The 17,731-nt window shown below is 71.0% G+C and carries 17 protein-coding genes; 6 read left to right on the top strand and 11 right to left on the bottom strand.

Annotation, left to right across the window (positions count from 1 at the left end):
• Positions 1–53: 53 nt before the first annotated feature.
• Complete coding sequence (locus ENC19_RS02045; protein WP_164445437.1) at positions 54–1,568, bottom strand: hypothetical protein; 1,515 nt, start codon at positions 1,566–1,568, stop codon at positions 54–56.
• Positions 1,569–2,005: 437 nt separating this feature from the next.
• Here ENC19_RS02045 and ENC19_RS02040 point away from each other — a divergent pair, with 437 nt between their 5' ends.
• Entirely contained in the window at positions 2,006–2,215 is a 210-nt protein-coding gene (locus tag ENC19_RS02040) for a hypothetical protein (protein ID WP_164445436.1), read from the top strand.
• Between the two features lie 357 nt (positions 2,216–2,572).
• Here the strand turns inward: ENC19_RS02040 and ENC19_RS02035 are convergent, their stop codons facing one another.
• The gene (locus tag ENC19_RS02035) at positions 2,573–3,568 is read right to left on the bottom strand and encodes a glycosyltransferase family 2 protein (protein ID WP_281601690.1); all 996 of its coding nucleotides are present in this window, start codon (positions 3,566–3,568) and stop codon (positions 2,573–2,575) included.
• A gap of 249 nt (positions 3,569–3,817) precedes the next feature.
• Positions 3,818–4,465 carry an FMN-dependent NADH-azoreductase gene (locus tag ENC19_RS02030; RefSeq protein WP_164445434.1) on the bottom strand — a complete coding sequence of 216 codons (648 nt, stop codon included), beginning with the start codon at positions 4,463–4,465 and terminating at the stop codon, positions 3,818–3,820.
• Between the two features lie 123 nt (positions 4,466–4,588).
• Here ENC19_RS02030 and ENC19_RS02025 point away from each other — a divergent pair, with 123 nt between their 5' ends.
• On the top strand, positions 4,589–5,065 hold the full coding sequence (locus ENC19_RS02025) for a MarR family winged helix-turn-helix transcriptional regulator (RefSeq protein WP_164445433.1): 477 nt from the start codon (positions 4,589–4,591) through the stop codon (positions 5,063–5,065).
• Between the two features lies 1 nt (position 5,066).
• Here ENC19_RS02025 and ENC19_RS02020 read toward each other — a convergent pair whose 3' ends face one another.
• Entirely contained in the window at positions 5,067–5,747 is a 681-nt protein-coding gene (locus ENC19_RS02020) for a GntR family transcriptional regulator (RefSeq protein WP_164445432.1), read from the bottom strand.
• A 33-nt stretch (positions 5,748–5,780) separates the two neighbouring features.
• Entirely contained in the window at positions 5,781–7,757 is a 1,977-nt protein-coding gene (locus tag ENC19_RS02015) for an acyl-CoA dehydrogenase family protein (RefSeq protein WP_164445431.1), read from the bottom strand.
• A 72-nt stretch (positions 7,758–7,829) separates the two neighbouring features.
• Between ENC19_RS02015 and ENC19_RS02010 the strand changes: the two genes are divergently transcribed.
• Complete coding sequence (locus ENC19_RS02010; protein ID WP_164445430.1) at positions 7,830–8,429, top strand: TetR/AcrR family transcriptional regulator; 600 nt, start codon at positions 7,830–7,832, stop codon at positions 8,427–8,429.
• Here the strand turns inward: ENC19_RS02010 and ENC19_RS31225 are convergent.
• The 6 genes from ENC19_RS31225 to ENC19_RS01985 form a co-directional block, all read right to left on the bottom strand.
• A complete protein-coding gene (locus ENC19_RS31225) occupies positions 8,419–8,547 on the bottom strand; it encodes a hypothetical protein (protein WP_309246136.1) in 129 nt (42 codons plus the stop codon). The two genes, ENC19_RS02010 and ENC19_RS31225, sit on opposite strands and share 11 nt — an antisense overlap.
• Positions 8,505–10,487: a HelD family protein gene (locus ENC19_RS31220; protein WP_309246135.1), complete on the bottom strand. Its 1,983-nt coding sequence runs from the start codon at positions 10,485–10,487 to the stop codon at positions 8,505–8,507. The genes ENC19_RS31225 and ENC19_RS31220 overlap by 43 nt, the downstream gene beginning before the upstream one ends.
• A 135-nt stretch (positions 10,488–10,622) precedes the next feature.
• Entirely contained in the window at positions 10,623–10,832 is a 210-nt protein-coding gene (locus ENC19_RS02000; protein ID WP_164445429.1) for a DUF3072 domain-containing protein, read from the bottom strand.
• A gap of 135 nt (positions 10,833–10,967) precedes the next feature.
• Entirely contained in the window at positions 10,968–11,885 is a 918-nt protein-coding gene (locus ENC19_RS01995; RefSeq protein ID WP_164445428.1) for an SMP-30/gluconolactonase/LRE family protein, read from the bottom strand.
• Positions 11,882–12,316 (bottom strand): SRPBCC family protein, encoded by a 435-nt coding sequence (locus ENC19_RS01990; RefSeq protein ID WP_164445427.1) that lies wholly within the window; start codon positions 12,314–12,316, stop codon positions 11,882–11,884. The genes ENC19_RS01995 and ENC19_RS01990 overlap by 4 nt, the downstream gene beginning before the upstream one ends.
• A gap of 91 nt (positions 12,317–12,407) precedes the next feature.
• A complete protein-coding gene (locus tag ENC19_RS01985) occupies positions 12,408–13,634 on the bottom strand; it encodes a trypsin-like serine peptidase (protein ID WP_164445426.1) in 1,227 nt (408 codons plus the stop codon).
• A 142-nt stretch (positions 13,635–13,776) separates the two neighbouring features.
• On the opposite strand from ENC19_RS01985, the gene ENC19_RS01980 reads away from it, so the two are divergent.
• The 3 genes from ENC19_RS01980 to ENC19_RS01970 all read left to right on the top strand — a co-directional run bounded on the left by ENC19_RS01980 (position 13,777) and on the right by ENC19_RS01970 (position 17,691).
• Positions 13,777–14,640: an alpha/beta fold hydrolase gene (locus ENC19_RS01980; protein WP_164445425.1), complete on the top strand. Its 864-nt coding sequence runs from the start codon at positions 13,777–13,779 to the stop codon at positions 14,638–14,640.
• A 188-nt stretch (positions 14,641–14,828) separates the two neighbouring features.
• Positions 14,829–15,932, top strand: a complete 1,104-nt coding sequence (locus ENC19_RS01975; RefSeq protein ID WP_164445424.1) for a glycoside hydrolase family 53 protein — start codon at positions 14,829–14,831, stop codon at positions 15,930–15,932.
• A gap of 364 nt (positions 15,933–16,296) precedes the next feature.
• Positions 16,297–17,691, top strand: a complete 1,395-nt coding sequence (locus ENC19_RS01970) for an RICIN domain-containing protein (protein ID WP_164445423.1) — start codon at positions 16,297–16,299, stop codon at positions 17,689–17,691.
• Positions 17,692–17,731 lie beyond the last annotated feature (40 nt).

The following is a 17,731-nucleotide window of genomic DNA, read 5'->3' as shown; positions in this document are numbered from 1 at the left end:
CCGAGGCGAGCCGACCACCCCCGGTCCCGGTCGGCACCCCGTGCCGGAAGACGTCAGGGCAGTTCGTGGATGGTGACCGGGCCGGCGGTGTAGCGGACCGGGGCGAGCCGGGCCAGGTCGGTGGAGACCGGTCCGGCGTTCGTGTCGGCGAGCAACCAGCGCACTCCGTGGGTGTCGCGGAGCCGGGCCAGGTCGGTGGGGGTGGGATCGGTGAAGACCCGTTCGTTGAGGGCGAACAGCGCCGGGTCGGGTGCGGGTTGTCGGGGGTAGCCGTAACCGTCACGGCCGTGGGCGGCGACGACGTCGTCGGCGTACGCCCAACTCTCGACAAGCGCGCGGCGGCCGCCCAGGCCGGTGACCCAGTAGGCGCGGGCGTCGCAGTGCGGCGTGGTGCGTACGGGTCGGCAGTGCACGTTGGTGGCGACCCGCTCGTCGGGGTCGGTGTGCTCCCGCAGCCAGAGCGCGGCCCGCATCTCGGTCTCGGAGACCACGAGCTGCTGGTTGATGGCGGCGAGCGGGTCCGCACGGGCGAGCAGGTGCCGCACCGGGATCTCCACTCCGGTGGCGATGCTGGCACCGAGCAGTGCCGTGACCGTTCCGGCCAGCGCCGATCTGCCGAGCAGCGTGGTCCGCGCCGGGCGGCCCAGCCGACGGACCAGGGCGGCACGGCGGGCGGTGACAGCGGCCCGGGGCCACGTGAGGAGCAGCGCCTCCACCGCGACGGCGAGCAGTGCGGCCAGGACGATCAGGGCGGCGTACCGGGCAGCCGACCAGCCGAGCGTCGTCATCCAGTCGTTGGCGTTGGCGACGCGTACCGACTCGACGGCCCGTTCCGCCTGGGTCAGCGCGGGCGGCGACCCGAGCGGCGGGGCGAGGAGTTGGGCGAGTAGGCCGAGCAGACCGGCCGTCACGAGCACCGGCCACCGCACCCGGATCCGGGCGAGCAGCCAGCAGGCGAGCAGGGCGCCGAACGGGATGACGGGTAGCCAGAAGTAGATCTGGCTGGCGGAGGGGTGGTAGGTGAGCCAGGCCACCGCGAGGCCGGCGGCGACCGCACCGGTGAACAACCAGGCGACCGGATCGCGTCGGGCCGGTGTGGCCAGCAGCGGCCCGCCAGCCAGTCGAGGCGTCTGCCGCAGCAGCCACGAGCCGAACAGAGCCGCCGCGAGCAGCCACCCGGCCGTCCCGTCCGCCTCGGCCAGGCCCGGCGGCAGCAACCCTCCGAACTGGGCGCCGTCGTCCGCACCGTAGGTCTGCTGATAGGGCACCAGATGGCGGATCAGCCCGAGGGGCTGGGCCCGTAGGGTGCCCGCGCCGCCACCGGCGAACAGCCGGTAACCGACGACCATGGCAGCGACCAGCGATGCCAGCACCGCGAACACGCGCCACGGCACCCGACGACGACGGATCCAGGCGGCCAGCGTGGCGAGCCCGAGTCCGGCGATCAGGGGCGGCAGGGCGCTGGCCTTGGCGCCCGCGCAGGCCAGGCCGAGCGCCGGAACCAGCACCCAGGCCGGGCCGAGGGCCCGCCCGCGCAACACCTGGACACAGACGGCGGCGAGCAGCATCAGCAGCGGCAGCGCGTACGTCTGCGAAAGGCTGGCGTACGACAGCGCGCGGGTCCACGGAATGTCCAGTGGCGAGCCGAGCGTGGGTGAGGCGCCCAGATACCCCGGCGGCGGCCAGCGGACCGGCCGACCAGGGTCCGGCCAGCTCGCGGACCAGGGCGGCGGCGACCAGCGCGGCGACCCAGGCGACCGGCACCACCCACAGGTGCAGCAGCACCGTGGCCGGCGGCACGCCGGTGATCATGCTGGCGCTGGCGACGTGCGCGTCGGACAGGTAGTGGTAGCGCAGCGGCTCCCCGGCCAGGTGCGGCAGTTCGAAGGGCATGGCCCGGGTGAGTTCGTGCACCAGTCCGAGGTGGTAGAGCAGATCCGGGTAGTAGGCGTAGTCGGCCGGCGGCAGCGGCAACGACCGCCAGTTGGCGTAACCCCACACGGCGATGAGCAGCAGCACCGCGCAGATCGCCCAGTGCCAGGCCAGCGGTAGCCGCCGGCCGGGTCCGGTGCGCCAGTGCCGCCGCAATCGGGGCACGGCCAGGAAGACCACGACCACCGGCAGCGCCCACCAGCGCAGCAGGTGCTGGCCTCCGGTGGCGGCGGCGAGCGCCCAGGCGGCCAGTTCGAGCAGCAGGCCGGTGGCCGCTCCGTAGCCGAGATCCTCGGGCAGGTTGCCCCGGCTGCCGCGCAACGCCCGGTGCACAAGTGTCCCCGGCAGCACCACCGCCAACGTCCAGTACGCCCCGAACGCCCCCACCTCGGCAATCGGGATGCCGCCGTCCCACCACCAGATCGGCAGCACGGCGAGCACGGCCAGCCAGGGCAGCAGCGTGGCGGACCGGCGTAGCACCTCACGGTAGGCCGGGCCACGGGTGGGCACACCGGGATCGGTCCCCGGCACCGGTGCCGCCGTGCCCTGCGCGGTTGCCGGATCCGGGCCCACCGGTCCCCGAGCAGGCGGTGCCGACGGAACGGCGGACGGTCGCGGGTGGGTGGCGGGCAGCGGTGACTCAGCCACGGACGGCAGCGACCGGGCGTGCGTCGGCCGACCGGTGTTCGGTCCCGGTGGGCCGGTCGTCGGCGGTGTCCGACCCGACGTGGAAGGTCGGCCGGTTCTGCACGGCGGCGTAGATTCGGCCGACGTACTCGCCGAGCAGGCCCAGGCAGACCAACTGCACCCCGCCGAGCAGCAGCACCGCGACGAACAGGGACGTCCAGCCGGGGATGGTCACCCCGCGCAGATGCCCGACGACGCCGAAGGCCATCAGTACCAGGCAGGCCAGGAAGCTGCCCGTGCCCAGCCAGGTGGCCAGCCGCAACGGCGCGGCGGAGAAGTTCGCGACACTGTCCCAGGCCAGCGCGATCATCCGCGGCAGCGGGTACTTCGTCTGTCCGGCGTGCCGGGCCGCGCGCACGTAGCGGACCTCGGCGCTGGGAAAGCCGAGGGCCGGGATCAGCAGCCGGTAGACCGGGTTCCGTTCCGGCAGCCGACGCAGCGTCTGCACCACCTCCCGGCTGACCATCCGGAAGTCGCCCGCCTGGGCGGGCACCTCCGCGCCGACGATCCGCCGCATCAGCCGGTAGTAGATCCGCGCGGTGTGCCGCTTGAAGAAGGTGTCGGTGCTGCGGTCGGCGCGTACCCCGTACACCACGGCGGCACCGGCCCGCGCCAACCGCAACATCTCGGCGATCGTCTCCGGTGGATCCTGGAGATCGGCGTCGAGGCTGACCACCCACCGCCCGCGAGCCCGGTGCAGGCCGGCGGTCAGCGCCGCCTGATGGCCGCTGTTGCGCCGCAACCGGACGATGCGCAGCTGCGGCCAGTCCCGCGCCTGCGCGGTGAGCAGCGCCACCGTCGCGTCTCGGCTGCCGTCGTCGACGGCCACCACCTCATAGTCGACGTGCAGGTCGTCGAGCACCGGGCGGAGTCGGGCGACGAGGCCGTCGATCACGGCCTCCTCGTTGTACATCGGTACGACCACGGACAGGGTCGTCTCTCCGGTCACGTCGGATCGCATTGTCTGCCGGCCCCGTCCCACGCAGAGTCCACCTCAGAAGCGCCCGCACAAAGCAGGCAAGCGGTCACCTTCCCCCGAGAAGTTGACCCCCGTCCGGCGCGGGCGTTAACGGTCGGCGAATCCCGCCTGCCGCGTGGATGGTCGAGCTGTGATGTCGGGCAGGGACGGCGCGGTCGCAACCGTGCCGCACACCTCGGTGTGCGGCACGGACTGCCCGGCAGGTTCCCGGTGGCCGGCTCAGGCTGGGACCGGAACGGCGCCGAGCGCGCGACCGGCCTCCCGGGCGGCCTGCAGGGCCTCGGCGTGCATCGTCGCGGCCTGGTCGGTGAACGGGTCGAGGGCGGGGTTGACGCCGACGAGGGTGAACTCGCGTTCGACGACGGTGAGGTCGGCTCCCCAGCAGTCGGCGATGATCCGGCGCAGGTACGGCGTGGCGTGGTCCCAGCCCTCCCGGGGGGTGCCACCCCCGTACGCTCCGCCCCGGACCGTGACCAGCACGACCCGCTTGCCGGCGAGGAACGGCTCGCCGAATGCGCGCTGGTCGGTGCTGACCAGGTCGACGTAGGTCTTGAAGTGCTGTGAGACGCCGTAGTTGTACAACGGCACGGCGAACAGGACGGCGTCGGCGGCGAGCAGCACGTCCACCAGGGTCGCGGCGAGGGCGAGGGCCGCGCGCTGCTCGGCGGTGTGCTCCTCGGGCGCGGTCGTCCCGGCGGTGACCGCCGCCGCCCAGGCGGTGGCGGGCAGGGCGTCGACGCCGATGTGGCGACGTTCGATCGGGTCACCGGGGTGAGCGGCGAGCCACTCCGCTTCGACGATGTCCGCGATCTCGCGGCTCGCGGACCCGTGGGTACGGATGCTGGCGTCCAGTCGGAACAGGGTCACGACAACTCCAAGGTCTGTTGAGTTCAAGCTTGAAGTCGACGATAGAGCCAGTGAGGTTCAAGGCTGAAGTGAATGCGAGATGGCTCACCTCCCGCCGCGCGATCGACGGCTAGGCTGGGCGGCATGCCGGAGGAACCCCGGTGGTTGAACGAGTGCGAGCGCGAGGCCTGGCTCGCCCTGGCCAGCCTCATGTTCAAGCTGCCCGGCGCGCTCGACGCGCAGCTGCTACGCGACCACGACCTCACGCTGTTCGACTACTTCGTGCTGAGCGGCCTGTCCATGGCACCCGGGCGCACCCTGCGGCTCAGCGCCCTGGCCAGCCAGATCAGCAGCTCGCTGTCCCGGCTGTCGAACGTCGTCAAGCGTCTCGAGCAGCGAGGCCTGCTGCGTCGTGAGCCCGACCCGGAGAACCCCCGCTACAACCGGGCGGTGCTGACCGGGGCCGGGTGGGATCTCGTGGTCGCCGCGGCACCGGGGCATGTCGCGGCGGTACGCCGGTTCGTCATCGACGGGCTCACCGAGGAACAGGTCACCGCGCTGCGGGAGGTCGCCTGTCGGGTGACGCACCAGATCGACGAGGCGGCGCGGCTGCCGCGGTAGCTCAGGTGTCGGGCCCGCCCGCGTCGATCGCGGTGTCCAGCAGGGGGGCCAGGGTCTGCCAGTTGGCGCGGGTGGCCGCGACCGCACCCTCGACGTCACCGGCCGCGCACCGCGCGATGATCCGCTCGTGTTGCGCGACGGAGCCACGGCCGCTCAGCGAGGCGAAACGGAGTCGTTCCAGCCGCCGCAGCGCGGGCGTGAACTGGTCGAGCACCGACCGCAGCGCCGCGTTCGCCGAGGCGCCCACCAGGACGCCGTGGAAGTCGTCGTCCGCCGCGACGGCGGCGTCCACGTCGTCGTCCCGGAGCGCCCGCGCGAACCGGGCGTTCGCCGCCCGCATGGCGTCCAGTTCGGCGGTGGACAGGTTCGGCAGTGCCTCGCGCACCGCCAGTTCGTGCATCGCGGTGGTCACGGACTGGGCACCACGCAGTGCCCGCAGGTCCAGCGGGCTGACCATGGTGTAGCGGCCCGGCCTCGTCCGGACCAGGCCCGCCTCCTCGAGCCGGGTCAGCGCCTCGCGCACCGGCGTGCGGCTGACCCCGAGCCACTGGGCGAGATCGCCGTCGTTGAGCCGCTCACCAGGGGCCAGCGTCCCGTTCACGATCGCGTCGCGGATCGCCCGGAAGGCGTCGTCGCGCAGCAGTGACCGGGCAACGACGCCAGCGCGCGCAGGAATCGGCATGCAACATATTGCACATTTCCACCGCGCGGGATGTCAACTGCCTCGTGTGCTGTCGTGGGCGGTCATGGTGTCCTGGCGGCCGGATTCCTCGCGCAGGATGGCGGCGTGCAGCCAGGTCTCCGGGATGGCGAAGCCGTCAACAAGCGTTCGCATGTGCGGACGCAGCTCCTTGAGCAGGCCGTTCACCACCGCGGTGATCGCCTTCGAGCGGACCGGGGTGAGTCGGCCGTGCTCCAGCAGCCACCCCTTGTGGGACTCGATGACGCTGAGGGCGTACAGGTCGCAGACGCGGGAGAGCAGCGCCCGGACCGCCGGGTCCGCGGTGTCCTCGATGCCGGCGACGAACGCCTCCAGGGTGATCCGGTCGATGTGCGCCGCGGCGGCGGTGAGGACGTGGTCCTGGACGTCGTTGAAGATGTCGAACGGACGGTCCCGCTTGCTGGCCGCGCCGCTGCGCAGGCGGCGGATCGCCCCTTCGAGCAGGTGCTTCTCGCGGTCGTCGAAGATCTTGAGCTGCCAACCCCGGTCGGTGACGGCGACCTCCTCGTCGCGTCCGGGTACGGCGCTGATCAGTTGCTGGATCAGCGACCGGGCGGCGCTGCGTTCGAGCACCATCTCCCGGACCTGCTCGGCGACGAAGGAGGCGCGTCCCCAGCCGTCCAGCGAACCGAACTCGTCCCGGTACCCGGTCAACAGCCCCTTGGCCACCAGTTGCAGCAGGACCGTGTTGTCGCCCTCGAAGGTGGTGAAGACGTCGGTGTCGGCGCGCAGGCCCGGCAGCCGGTTCTCGGCCAGGTAGCCGGCGCCGCCGCACGCCTCGCGGCACAGCTGGATGGTGCGCGCGGCGTGCCAGGTCTGCGCGGCCTTGAGCCCGGCGGCGCGGGACTCCAACTCCCGCTGCCGCCGCTCGTCGACCGGGCCGTCGCCGCCCTGCACCTCGTGCACCGCGGCGACCAGTTCGGCCTGGGCGAAGTGCAGTGCGTAGGTGGTGGCCAGGGCGGGCAGCAGCTTGCGCTGGTGCGCCAGGTAGTCGTTGAGCGGCACCTCCCGCTCGGCGTCGGGAGTGCTGAACTGGCGGCGGATGTCGCCGTACCGGACCGCGATGGTCAACGCCGACTTGGTGGCCGCCGACGCGGCTCCACCCACGCTGACCCGGCCCCGGACCAGGGTGCCGAGCATGGTGAAGAAGCGCCGCGAGTCGTTCTCGATCGGGCTGGAGTACGTGCCGTCCTCGGCGACCTGGCCGTAACGGTCCAGCAGCATGTCCCGGGGCACCGTCACGTGGTCGAAGCTCAGTCGCCCGTTGTCCACGCCGAGCAGGCCGGCCTTGGGCCCCGCGTCGCCGATGGTCACGCCGGGTAGCGGGTTGCCCCGCTCGTCGCGGATCGGCACCAGCCACGCGTGCACGCCGTGCCGCTGCCCGTTGGTGACCAACTGCGCGAAGACCACCGCCATCCGTCCGTCCCGGGCGGCGTTGCCGATGTAGTCCTTGCGGGCCGCCTGGTACGGGGTGTGCAGGTCGAAGGTCTGCGTTTCGGGGTCGTAGGTGCAGGTGGTGCGGAGCTGCTGGACGTCGGAGCCGTGCCCGGTCTCGGTCATCGCGAAGCAGCCCAGGATCCGGCCGGAGATGATGTCCCGAAGGTAGGCGTCATGGTGGCGCCGGGTGCCCAGGGCCGCGACCGCGCCGCCGAACAGGCCCCACTGCACGCCGGCCTTGACCATCAGCGAGAGGTCCACCTGGGCCAGCATCTCGGTGGCGATGATCGAGCCGCCGACGTCGGATCCGCCGCCGTACTGGGTGGGGAAGGCCGAGGCGATGCCCAGCTTCACCGGAAGCTCGCCGAGCAGCCGGGTGACCCGCTCGCGCGCCTGGTCGCCGGTCTCGCCGTACACCGGGAGGAAGCGCTCGTCGAGGTGCCTGCGGTGCGCGTTGCGGACCTCGGCCCACGGTCCGTCGAGCACGTCCTGAAGGCGGGTGAGGTCGACGGGGCCGGGTGCTGGACTGGGCATGGCTACCTCGCAGGACGCTGGTTGGGTACAGCTCGTACCCAACCAAGGGTACCGAGCCGCTACAGTGATCCGGTGAGCAATGCGGCGGTGAAACGGGACACCATCGCCGCCCGCCGCGCCGGTGGCATCCCGCAGGAGCGGGCCCGGCGGCGGCAGGCGATCGTGGAGGCCGCGGTCCGCGTCATCGAGGAACACGGCACCGGCGCCGGGCTGGGCACGGTGGCCGACCACGCCGGGCTGCCCAGACCGCACGTTTACCGTCATTTCACCAGCAAGGACGACCTCGATCAGGCCGTGGCCCGGCACGCCGCCCGCCAGGTGAGCGCCTGGATCCGCCCGTCGCTGTCGGCTCCGGGCACCCCGCCGGAGGTGGTGCACGGCGTCATCGGCCGGGTGTTGAGCTGGGCGGTGGCCCACCCCAACCTCTATCGGTTCCGGGCCCGCCTCGGCACCGCGCACGCCGTTCCCGAGATCACCGAAGCGGCCGTCGCCAATCTGCGCGCCGCGGGGCACGAGGCGCACCTGCCCGCGTACGTGGTGGCCAGCGTCGTCGGCATGGTCGACGCCGGGATCATCTGGTGGTTCGACCACCGGGACGAGGTGGAGCCGGACCAGCTCAACGACTGGCTCGCCGTCCAGGTGTGGCGGGTCGTCGCGGAGGTCACGACCTGAGTGCCTCCGGCAGTGCCTTGGTGTGCAGGATGACCAGTTCGGCGACGGCCCGGGTCAGGGCCACGTAGAGCCGGTTCATGCCGCGAGGCTCGGCGGCGACGATGTCGGCGGGTTCCACCAGCACCACCCGGTCGTACTCCAGTCCCTTGACCTGGCTGACCGGGATCGCCCCGAGCTGGTCGGCGATCGCGTCCGCGGCGATGACCGCGCCGGTTCCTCGTCGAGGGCCGCCCGCAGATCGTCCACCTGGCGGATCGTGAGGGTGCCGCCGGGTCGGAAGGAGCGGGTCGGCGCGATCCCGGGCGCCAGCGCCCGGGCGGCGAAGTCGGCGATGACCTGCGGCACCCGATAGCCGGTGGGCAGATCGAGCATCCGGACCTCGCGCTTGCCGAGCTGCTTCACCAGCTCCGGCCAGCTACCGGCGGCCAGCGGATGGGTCGCCTGACCGAGGTCGCCCACGATCGTCATCGAGGCGTGGGCGGCCCTCCGGGCGATCATCCGGCACTCCATCGGTGACAGGTCCTGGGCCTCGTCGAGGATCACGTGCAGGTACGCGTCCTCGACGGGCTCGGCCGCCTCGGCGACCGGCAGCGGCTCGGCCAGCTCCGGCACGTACCCCTCCTCGCCGTACGGGTCGAAGCCGTCCGCCCAGCCCACCACCGTGTGGCCCTCGCGCAGGATGATCGCCGCCGCCCAGCGCTGCGCCGCCCAGGCGTTGCCGGTGTCCAGGGACTGGCCGGAGACGGCGATCGGGGTGGACAGGCCGGGTGCGAAGAGCTGCCAACCGTCGTTGAGGCTCAGGCTGAGCACGAAGGTCTCCGCCAGACGCGGACCGCTGCTCAACTCACGCACCTGCCACTCGTTCCCGGTCACCGTCGGGGCGACCGGCGGGCCCAGGATCTCGGCGAGTTCGTCGAGCAGCGGGACGTCGTCCACAGACCACTGCCCGTGCTGCGCGGGCAGCACGTCCTGCGGGGTCAGCATCGGCCACCACGACCTCAGGAAGGTGTCCGGAATCTCCCGGCCGCCGAGCAGGTCCGAGAGCACCTGCGCCGCCTCGGCGCGGGCGAGGTTGGGCTTGATGCCCCGAGCCTCGCACCGTCGACGTACCTCCTGGCGGGCTTTCGCCAGGTCGTCGGCGTCGAGCCTGCCCAACCGTTGTGGCGCGTTCGGCGGGGTGTCCCAGGCCAGTTCGGTGAGCACCCGCACCATCTTCAGGTCGCCCTTGGACCTGGCGACCTCGGCGCGGTCACGCCGGGTCGCCACCACACCGTCGAACAGCTCGCCGATCGCCCGCAGGTGGACGCTGTCCTCACCGAGACCGGGCAGCACCCGGCCGATGTACTCGGTGAACACGGTCGACGGACCGACCACCAGCACCCGGCCGTCGGCGAACCTGCCCCGGTCGGTGTAGAGCAGATAGGCGGCACGGTGCAGAGCGACCTGGGTCTTGCCCGTTCCGGGACCACCGGTGATGACGATGACGCCGTGCGCCGGCGCGCGGATCGCCTCGTCCTGCTCGCGTTGGATGGTGCTGACGATGTCCCGCATGCGGGGGCCGCGTTCCCGCGTGAGGGACGCGAGCAGGGCGCCCTCACCCACCACACCGTCGACGTCGCCGGCCGACAGCACCTCGTCGTCGACCCCGACCACCCGAGGGCCGGCGCAGGTGATGATTCGACGGCGGACCACGCCCAGCGGCTCGCCGGGGGTGGCTCGGTAGAAGGGCGCGGCAGCCGGCGCACGCCAGTCCACCACCAGCGGCTCCCGGTCCTCGTCGCGTACGCCCAGCCGGCCGACGCGGTAGGTCTCGCCGTCGTCGAAGTCCAACCGACCGAAGACCAGGCCCTCCTCCTGGCCGTCCAGGTCGGACAGCCGCGTGGCGGCGCGCAACACCATCGCGTCGCGCTCGACCAGCCCGGTCAGCGGGCCGGCCGAGGCGCGACCGCGACCCTCGGACTCCAGTTCCCTCGCCTGCGACCGCATGACCTCCAGCCGCGCGTACACCTTGTCGACCACCTGCTGCTCGATGGCGAGCTGCCGCACCGTCTCGGACACACTGCTCCCTGGTCTGCCAGCGGTTTGCCGCTCGGGGACCGGTCGAGAATATGTACCGGCCAGACCCACAAAATCGGCATCCAGGGCGATTCGCGCGACTTGACGCGTGGATAAGCTGGAGGTGGCCTCCCGGGATCAGGCCTGGTCGCCCCGCCCGGTCTGCTGCTGCAACTGGTCGATCAACTTCGCCGCCTCGGCCTTGGTGAGGTCGTCCGGCACGCTCTCGCCCGCCTCGCGGGCCAGGGTCCGCAGGTAGGACTCCTGTGCCGCCGTCGTCGGCTCGTCGCCGGTCAGCCACTCGTCCGGATCCTTCACCGCAGCCTGCGGATCATGCTTCTCGGTCATCTCGGCACCCCTTCTCTCGAACAGGTGTGCCATACCCGGGCCGGTGGCCACCCAACCCTCCCCGGGTGCCGTGGCCCGCCAGCGGTGGACCGGTGGCTGGTGTTCGGGTGGTCCGACCAGCGGACGTCGGTGTGCCTACCCGGTGGCGGGGCCGGTCGGGCCCGCGCCGGTGACGTTCAGCGCGAGCGAGTAGACCGAGGTGGTGGCCGTAACGAACAGCACGTTGCGCTTGCGGCCACCGAAGGTCAGGTTCGAGCAGATCTCCGGTAGCCGGAGTTTGCCGAGCAGCGTGCCCTCCTGGTCGAAGCAGTGCAGGCCGTCGTGGGCGGCGACCCACAGCCGGCCCTCCCGGTCGAGTCGGATCCCGTCGAACGAGCCGGCATCACACTCGGCGAGCACGCCACGGTCGCGCAGCGTCCAGTCGGGGCCCACGTCGAAGTGACGCAGGTGCCGACGTCGGGTGTCGACGATGAACAGTCGTCGTTCGTCCGCCGAGAACGCGAGACCGTTGGGTCGCAGGAAGTCGTCGGCGACCCGCTCGACCCGGCCGTCCGGCGAGCAGCGGTAGACGTGGCAGCCGTCCAGTTCCGGATCCGCCCGGTACCCCTCGTAGTCGCTGTCTATGCCGTAGCTCGGATCGGTGAACCACAACGAGCCGTCGCTGGTCTCGACGACGTCGTTCGGGCTGTTGAACCGCTTGCCCCGCCACCGGTCCGCCACCACCGTCAGTGACCCGTCGGGCTCGGTACGGGTGACCCGACGGTGGCCGTGTTCGCAGGTCACGACGCGACCGAGGCGGTCGATGGTGCGGCCGTTGGGGTGACCGGCGGGCGTCTGGAAGACGTCGCACCGCCCGGTGATCTCGTCCCACCGCAGCACCCGGTCGTTCGGGATGTCACTGAACAGCAGGCAGCGCCACGCGGGGGAGTACGCCGGCCCCTCCAGCCACCGCCCGCCGTCGAACAGCCGCTGCACCACGTGGTCACCGCTGACCGCCCGGAACCGATCGTCCAGGACCTCCCACCGGGTGACGGTGCGCTCGACCGGGCTCATCGTGCACCCTCGCTGCCCGAGGCGAGTCGGGCGAAGACCGTCGCCTCCTGTTCGAGGAGCCGCCGGGTGCGCCTGCCATACAGCAGCTCGACCAGGCGGGCCGCCGGGCCGTCCCAGTCGATGCTCAGCCGCAGGCGGGTCGCGGAGCCCTCCGGACGCAGCTCGTGGCTCGCCGTGGTCCGGACGCCCGGCGTACGGGCCTGCCAGGTGAAGCCGGCCCCGGGTCGCCAGTCGGTTATCTCGTACCTGGCGGTGGCCAGCCCCGGCTGGCGAATCCGAAAGCGGCTGCCGACCGTCACCGGAGCGGCGTCGTCGATGCGGATGATCTCGTCGATGGTGGGCAGCAACTCGGCCCAACGGTCGACGTCGCTCACGATGCGCCAGACGGTGGCGGGGTCGGCGGCCACGTGCCGTTCGACGGCAATCGTCATGGACCGGATGGTACGGCGGCGTCCGGTGCGTGCCCGACGAGGGTGGTGGCGACCCGGCGGACGGCTCCGATCCGGGTCGCCACCACGGTGGTCACCCGTTGTCGATCAGACTCGCGATCTCGTTGTAGATGAGGTGTGCCTTGGCGCCCTGGTTGGACGGGCATCCGCCGAGGTGGTGCAGAGCGATCACCCGGTGGCTGCTGTTCAGCACCGGTGAGCCCGAGTTGCCGCCGGAGGTGTCGCAGCTGTAGCTGATGTTCCAGGTGTTGTAGTTGGCGTTCCGCACGGTGCAGCGCGCCCCGTTCTGGGTGTTCTCGAAGATGGACAGCCGCTTCGGGCTGCCGTCACCGTGCCCCGGGATGTACATCTGCGTCCCGGTGGTGGTGGCGGACGTCGCCAGGTAGAGCGTGCCGAAGCCCTGGATGGCGGCGAAGTTGTTCACCGAGAACAGGGCGTAGTCGAGCTGGCTGGAGCCACCACTGCTCACCCGGTAGAGCGTCGCACCGCTCACCTTCGTGCCGGGCCCGGGGTTCGCGCCGCCGCAGGTGGCGCACTGGTAGTTGAACTGCATCTCGCTGCCGCTGACCGCGGCCTGGGTCGAGAAGCAGTGCTTGTTGGTCAGCATGCGGTTGGTGTTGCCGACCCGCCAGGTGGTGCACATTCCGCCGCCGCTGATCAGCAGCCGGGCCACCGCGTTGCCCCGGGCGTACTCGGTGGGGTGGCTGCTCTGGTAGCAGACCACGTCGCGGCGGGCGTCGGTGCTGCACACCGACTGGGTGGAGAAGTTGTACTGGCCGATCTCCGTGCGGTCGTAGCCGCGCCAGAACCGGTCGATGGTCGCGGCGCTGCCCCGGGAGGAGCGGTTGCTGTGCAGCGTCACCACCGCCGTGTCGCCCTCCACCGACATCGCCCAGAAGCCCGGCCGGCCGTCGGTGGTGTAGTCCGCGCCGGTCGCCCGGTTCAGGTGACGGTCGTACCGGTAGCTCTCCCGGCCGTCCGGGCTCGACACGGTGACGTACTCGCCGGGAGCCAGTCGCAGCGAGCTGAAGTGCACCTTGATGTACGTCGCGCCGGGGTGCTGGATGATCTGGGTCCGGCCGTCGCGGGCGTACGACAAGGAACCGCCGACGGTGCGCAGCTCACCGACGGTCGTCACACCCTCGGCCGAGAACTGGTCCGATTCGGGTGCCCGGTCCGAGAGTGGCGTGACCGGCTGTACCGGGCCTGCCGCGGCGGGGGCCGACAGCAGGCTCAGGCCGAGTGTGCAGGTGGCGAGTGTGACGGTCACCGTACGTAGACGGCGCAGGACAGGTTTCATCGTCGCTCCTCCCAGGAAGCGGAACCTGAACGATTCCTAAGCTTTCTTACCGAAGCTGATCGATACATGCAAGATAATCAATGAGTAATACCGCCTCTCGGCCCGCCTGTTGACGTGGAGCCGACCTGGGTACTGGAGGCACATGTTCGACGGCTTCACCGACGAGCGGGTCGACGTGGGCGAGGTGGAACTGCGCGTCCGGCATGCCGGGCACGGCCCCGCCGTCCTACTCGTCCACGGACATCCGCGTACCGGATCGACCTGGCACCGGGTCGCCCCGGGGCTGGTGGATCGCGGGTTCGCCGTGGTCTGCCCCGACATGCGGGGCTACGGCCAGTCCGGCAAGGCGCGGATCCTGCCGGACCACTCCCAGCAGTCCAAGCGCGCGGTCGCGGCGGACATGGTCCGACTCATGCACACACTCGGCCACGCGACGTTCGCCGCCGTCGGGCACGATCGCGGTTGTTGCGTGGCGCTACGCCTGGCGCTCGACCATCCCGACGCCGTCAGCCGACTGGTGGTCATCGACGGCGTGCCCATCAGCGAGGCCCTCGCCAGGTGCGACGCGACGTTCGCCCGGAACTGGTACCACTGGTTCTTCTTCGCCCAACCGGACAAGCCGGAACGGGCCATCGGCGCCGATCCCGACGCCTGGTACGGCGACAAGGCGCGACCGGACCGGATGGGAGTCGACAACCACCGGGAGTTCCGGCAGGCCATCCACGACCCGGCGACGGTACGGGCGATGTTGGAGGACTACCGCGCCGGCCTCGGGGTCGATCGGGCGCACGAGGAGGCCGACCGGCGGGCCGGTCGTACGGTCCGGTGCCCCACCCTGCTGCTCTGGTCGACCCGGGACGATCTGGCGGATCTCTACGGCGACCCGCTCGCCGTCTGGCGTTCCTGGGCCGACGATCTGCGCGGCCACCCGATCGAGTCCGGGCACCACGTCGCCGAGGAGAACCCCGACGACCTCACCGCCGCCCTGTGCCACTTCCTCGCCTGACCGCCGCGCCGCCATCACGCCTCCACGGTCAGGGCTGGTGCGGCGGCACCGGCGTGGGTCACTCTTGCGGTCAGGCTTGATGCATCGACACCCGTCACCACCTCACCTGGTTCCGAGACCGTCCGGCAGACCCGCCGGACGTGCCCGAACCGTCGGGCACCCGCATCCCGCGGATGTGAAGGAGCGCCATGAAACCGTCCCTCCGGGCCTTCGCGGCGGTGGTCGTCCTCGCGGCCCCGCTGGCCCTGACCGCCCCCGCACAGGCGGCGAACACTCTCACCATGCGCGGCGCGGACGTCTCCTCGCTGCAACGCAGCCTCGACCTCGGTGCCCGCTACTACAACGCCTCCGGCGCGCCGGCCGACCCCTACGACATCCTCGCCTCGAAGGGGGTCAACTACCTGCGGCTGCGCGTCTGGAACAACCCGGCCAGCGGCTACAACAACAAGGCCAGGGTGCTCCAGCAGGCCAGAACGATCAAGGCGAAGGGTTTCAAGCTGCTGATCGACTTCCACTACTCGGACACCTGGGCGGATCCGGGCAAGCAGTATCCGCCGGCGGCCTGGGCCAACCACTCGCTCAGCCACTTGCAGGCCGACGTCTACAACTACACCTACGACGTGTGCACCGCGTTGAAGGCACAGGGCACCACGCCGGACGCGGTGCAGATCGGCAACGAGATCAACGTGGGGATGCTCTGGCCCGCCGGCCAGGTGGTCAACAACGACTTCGCCCCGCTGGCGAGCCTGCTCAAGCGGGGCTACCAGGCCACCAAGGCGTGCCACGGCGGCACCCAGGTGTGGATCCACACGGCGAACGCGGACAGCAACGCCAACGCCCGCTGGTTCTACGACGGGATCCGGGCACAGGGAGTTCCCTGGGACGTCACCGCCCTGTCCTACTACTGCATGTGGCACGGCACCTTGGCCAACCTCTACAACGTGATCGCCGACGTGCGGTCGCGCTACGGCAAACCGGTGGTGATCGCCGAGACGGCGTACCCGTTCACCACGGCCGACGCCGACCACCAGCCGAACGTGATCTCGGGTAACGAGCGCTGCGACAACATCCCGGCCACCTGGTCCGGGCAGGCGCAGCAGTTCAGTTGGGTGCAGAACACCGCGCGCAACGCCGGTGCGGTCGGTGTCTTCTACTGGGAGCCGACCTGGCATGCGGTGCGCGGCAACGGCTGGGATCCGGCGGACATCAACGGAACCGGTAACGGCTGGGACAACATGGCCGTCTTCGACTGGTCGGGGCGGGTGAACCCGCACGTGTACTGGACTCCGTGACCATCGCCCGGGCCCGGGAGTCGCCACCGGGCCCAGTGCACGAGGGTGTTGCGTGGCCCTCGCGTGGTCCGGGACAGGGGTCAGAAGCACCGAGAATCGATAGACCTCTGTCGTTTGACGTATGACGTCGTTAACGCTAACTTCGCTGTCACGAGCGGGTGTTGTGGCTGCCGGGAGCCCGATTTCCCGCCGTGGTCCCGCGCCGGCCAGCCGCGACCGTGGGCGCGTCGCCATGCTGGCCGGCGGTTCCTGGTGACCAGATCTTCCGCACCACCCCACCGTGCTGACGCCACCACCTGACGCCGGCACATCCGCCGGGCATCCACGAGCTGTGCGTGGATGACCCCGATCGAAGGAGTGGACCATGAAGGCCATCGGTGAGGCTCGTCCCGCCTCCCCATCCAGACGCGGTTGGCGGTCCGGAATGGCCGCGGCGGCCGCCGCGATCCTGGCGGCGAGCGCGCTCGTGGTGGTGAACGCGGCGCCCGCGGCGGCGGCGACCGTGGACACCAATGCCTGGTACGTGTTGGTGAACCGCAACAGTGGTAAGGCGTTGGACGTGTATGGTCTGGCGACCAGCGATGGTGCGCGGATCAGTCAGTGGACGCGTAACAACGGTGCGAATCAGCAGTGGCAGTTCGTGGATTCCGGTGGTGGTTACTACCGGTTGAAGTCGCGGCATTCGGGCAAGGTGCTGGATGTGTCGAACGCGTCGACCGCGGATGGTGCGGCGGTGGTGCAGTGGTCTGATCACAACGGCACCAATCAGCAGTTCCGGTTGGCTGATTCCGATGGTGGTCATGTGCGGTTGGTCGGTCGGCACAGCGGTAAGGTCGTGGAGGTGCAGGGTGCGGCCACGGCGGACGGCGCGAACGTGGTGCAGTACGCCGACTGGAACGGCGCCAACCAGCAGTGGCAGCTGGCCCGGGTCGACGGGGGTGGCCCCACGTCGCCACCACCCACCGGTGGCACCGGGTGCGGCAAGGCCCCGACGCTGTACAACGGCACGCACACGATCCAGAGCAACGGCAAGAGCCGCCAGTTCATCCTGCGCCTGCCGGCCAACTACAACAACACCAACGCCTACCGGCTGATCTTCGCCTTCCACTGGCGTGGTGGCACCATGCAGGACATCTCCTCCGGCGGCACCAGCGGGAGCGCCTGGTCCTACTACGGCCAGCAGGAGCAGTCGAACAACAGCGCGATCCTGGTCGCGCCGCAGGGGCTCGGTAACGGTTGGGGCAACGCCGGCGGCGAGGACGTCACCTTCGTCGACGACATGATCCGCCGGATCGAGAGCGACCTGTGCGTCAACCCGAGGCAGCGCTTCGCCCTCGGCTTCAGTTGGGGCGGCGGCATGAGCTACGCCCTCGCCTGCGCCCGGGCCACCGTCTTCCGGGCGGTCGCCGTGATCGCCGGTGCGCAGATCAGCGGGTGCAGTGGCGGTACCCAGCCGATCGCGTACTTCGGTCTGCACGGCATCTCGGACAACGTCCTCAGCATCGGCCAGGGCCGGGGGCTGCGCGACACCTTCGTCCGCAACAACGGGTGCAACGCCCAGAACCCGCCGGAGCCGGGAGCGGGCAGCCGTACGCACATCACCACGGCCTACTCCGGCTGCCGCGCCGGCTACCCGGTGCAGTGGGCGGCGTTCGACAACGGGCACATGCCCGGGCCGGTGGACGGGACGTACGCCGAGAGTGGCATCACCACCTGGACCAAGGGTGAGATCTGGCGATTCTTCGCCCAGTTCTCCTGACCGGGCCGAGCGCGACGGCGGGTCTCGGCCTCCTGGCGGC

It is taken from the genome of Verrucosispora sioxanthis, assembly GCF_010560025.1.
GTDB lineage: Bacteria > Actinomycetota > Actinomycetes > Mycobacteriales > Micromonosporaceae > Micromonospora > Micromonospora palythoicola.
Note: the sequence above shows the minus strand (reverse complement) of the source record. Positions and strands in the feature narration are given on the sequence as shown.

Bases quoted from the DNA above. Each gene is read 5' to 3' on its own strand.
- ENC19_RS01990 (WP_164445427.1), bottom strand. From the start codon at position 12,316: ATGACGATTGCCGTCGAACGGCACGTGGCCGCCGACCCCGCCACCGTC.
- ENC19_RS01970 (WP_164445423.1), top strand. From the start codon at position 16,297: ATGAAGGCCATCGGTGAGGCTCGTCCCGCCTCCCCATCCAGACGCGGT.
- ENC19_RS02020 (WP_164445432.1), bottom strand. From the start codon at position 5,747: ATGCCGATTCCTGCGCGCGCTGGCGTCGTTGCCCGGTCACTGCTGCGC.
- ENC19_RS01980 (WP_164445425.1), top strand. From the start codon at position 13,777: ATGTTCGACGGCTTCACCGACGAGCGGGTCGACGTGGGCGAGGTGGAA.
- ENC19_RS01985 (WP_164445426.1), bottom strand. From the start codon at position 13,634: ATGAAACCTGTCCTGCGCCGTCTACGTACGGTGACCGTCACACTCGCC.
- ENC19_RS01975 (WP_164445424.1), top strand. From the start codon at position 14,829: ATGAAACCGTCCCTCCGGGCCTTCGCGGCGGTGGTCGTCCTCGCGGCC.
- ENC19_RS02025 (WP_164445433.1), top strand. From the start codon at position 4,589: ATGCCGGAGGAACCCCGGTGGTTGAACGAGTGCGAGCGCGAGGCCTGG.
- ENC19_RS01995 (WP_164445428.1), bottom strand. From the start codon at position 11,885: ATGAGCCCGGTCGAGCGCACCGTCACCCGGTGGGAGGTCCTGGACGAT.
- ENC19_RS02015 (WP_164445431.1), bottom strand. From the start codon at position 7,757: ATGCCCAGTCCAGCACCCGGCCCCGTCGACCTCACCCGCCTTCAGGAC.
- ENC19_RS02045 (WP_164445437.1), bottom strand. From the start codon at position 1,568: ATGCTGCTCGCCGCCGTCTGTGTCCAGGTGTTGCGCGGGCGGGCCCTC.
- ENC19_RS02040 (WP_164445436.1), top strand. From the start codon at position 2,006: ATGAGCAGCAGCACCGCGCAGATCGCCCAGTGCCAGGCCAGCGGTAGC.
- ENC19_RS02000 (WP_164445429.1), bottom strand. From the start codon at position 10,832: ATGACCGAGAAGCATGATCCGCAGGCTGCGGTGAAGGATCCGGACGAG.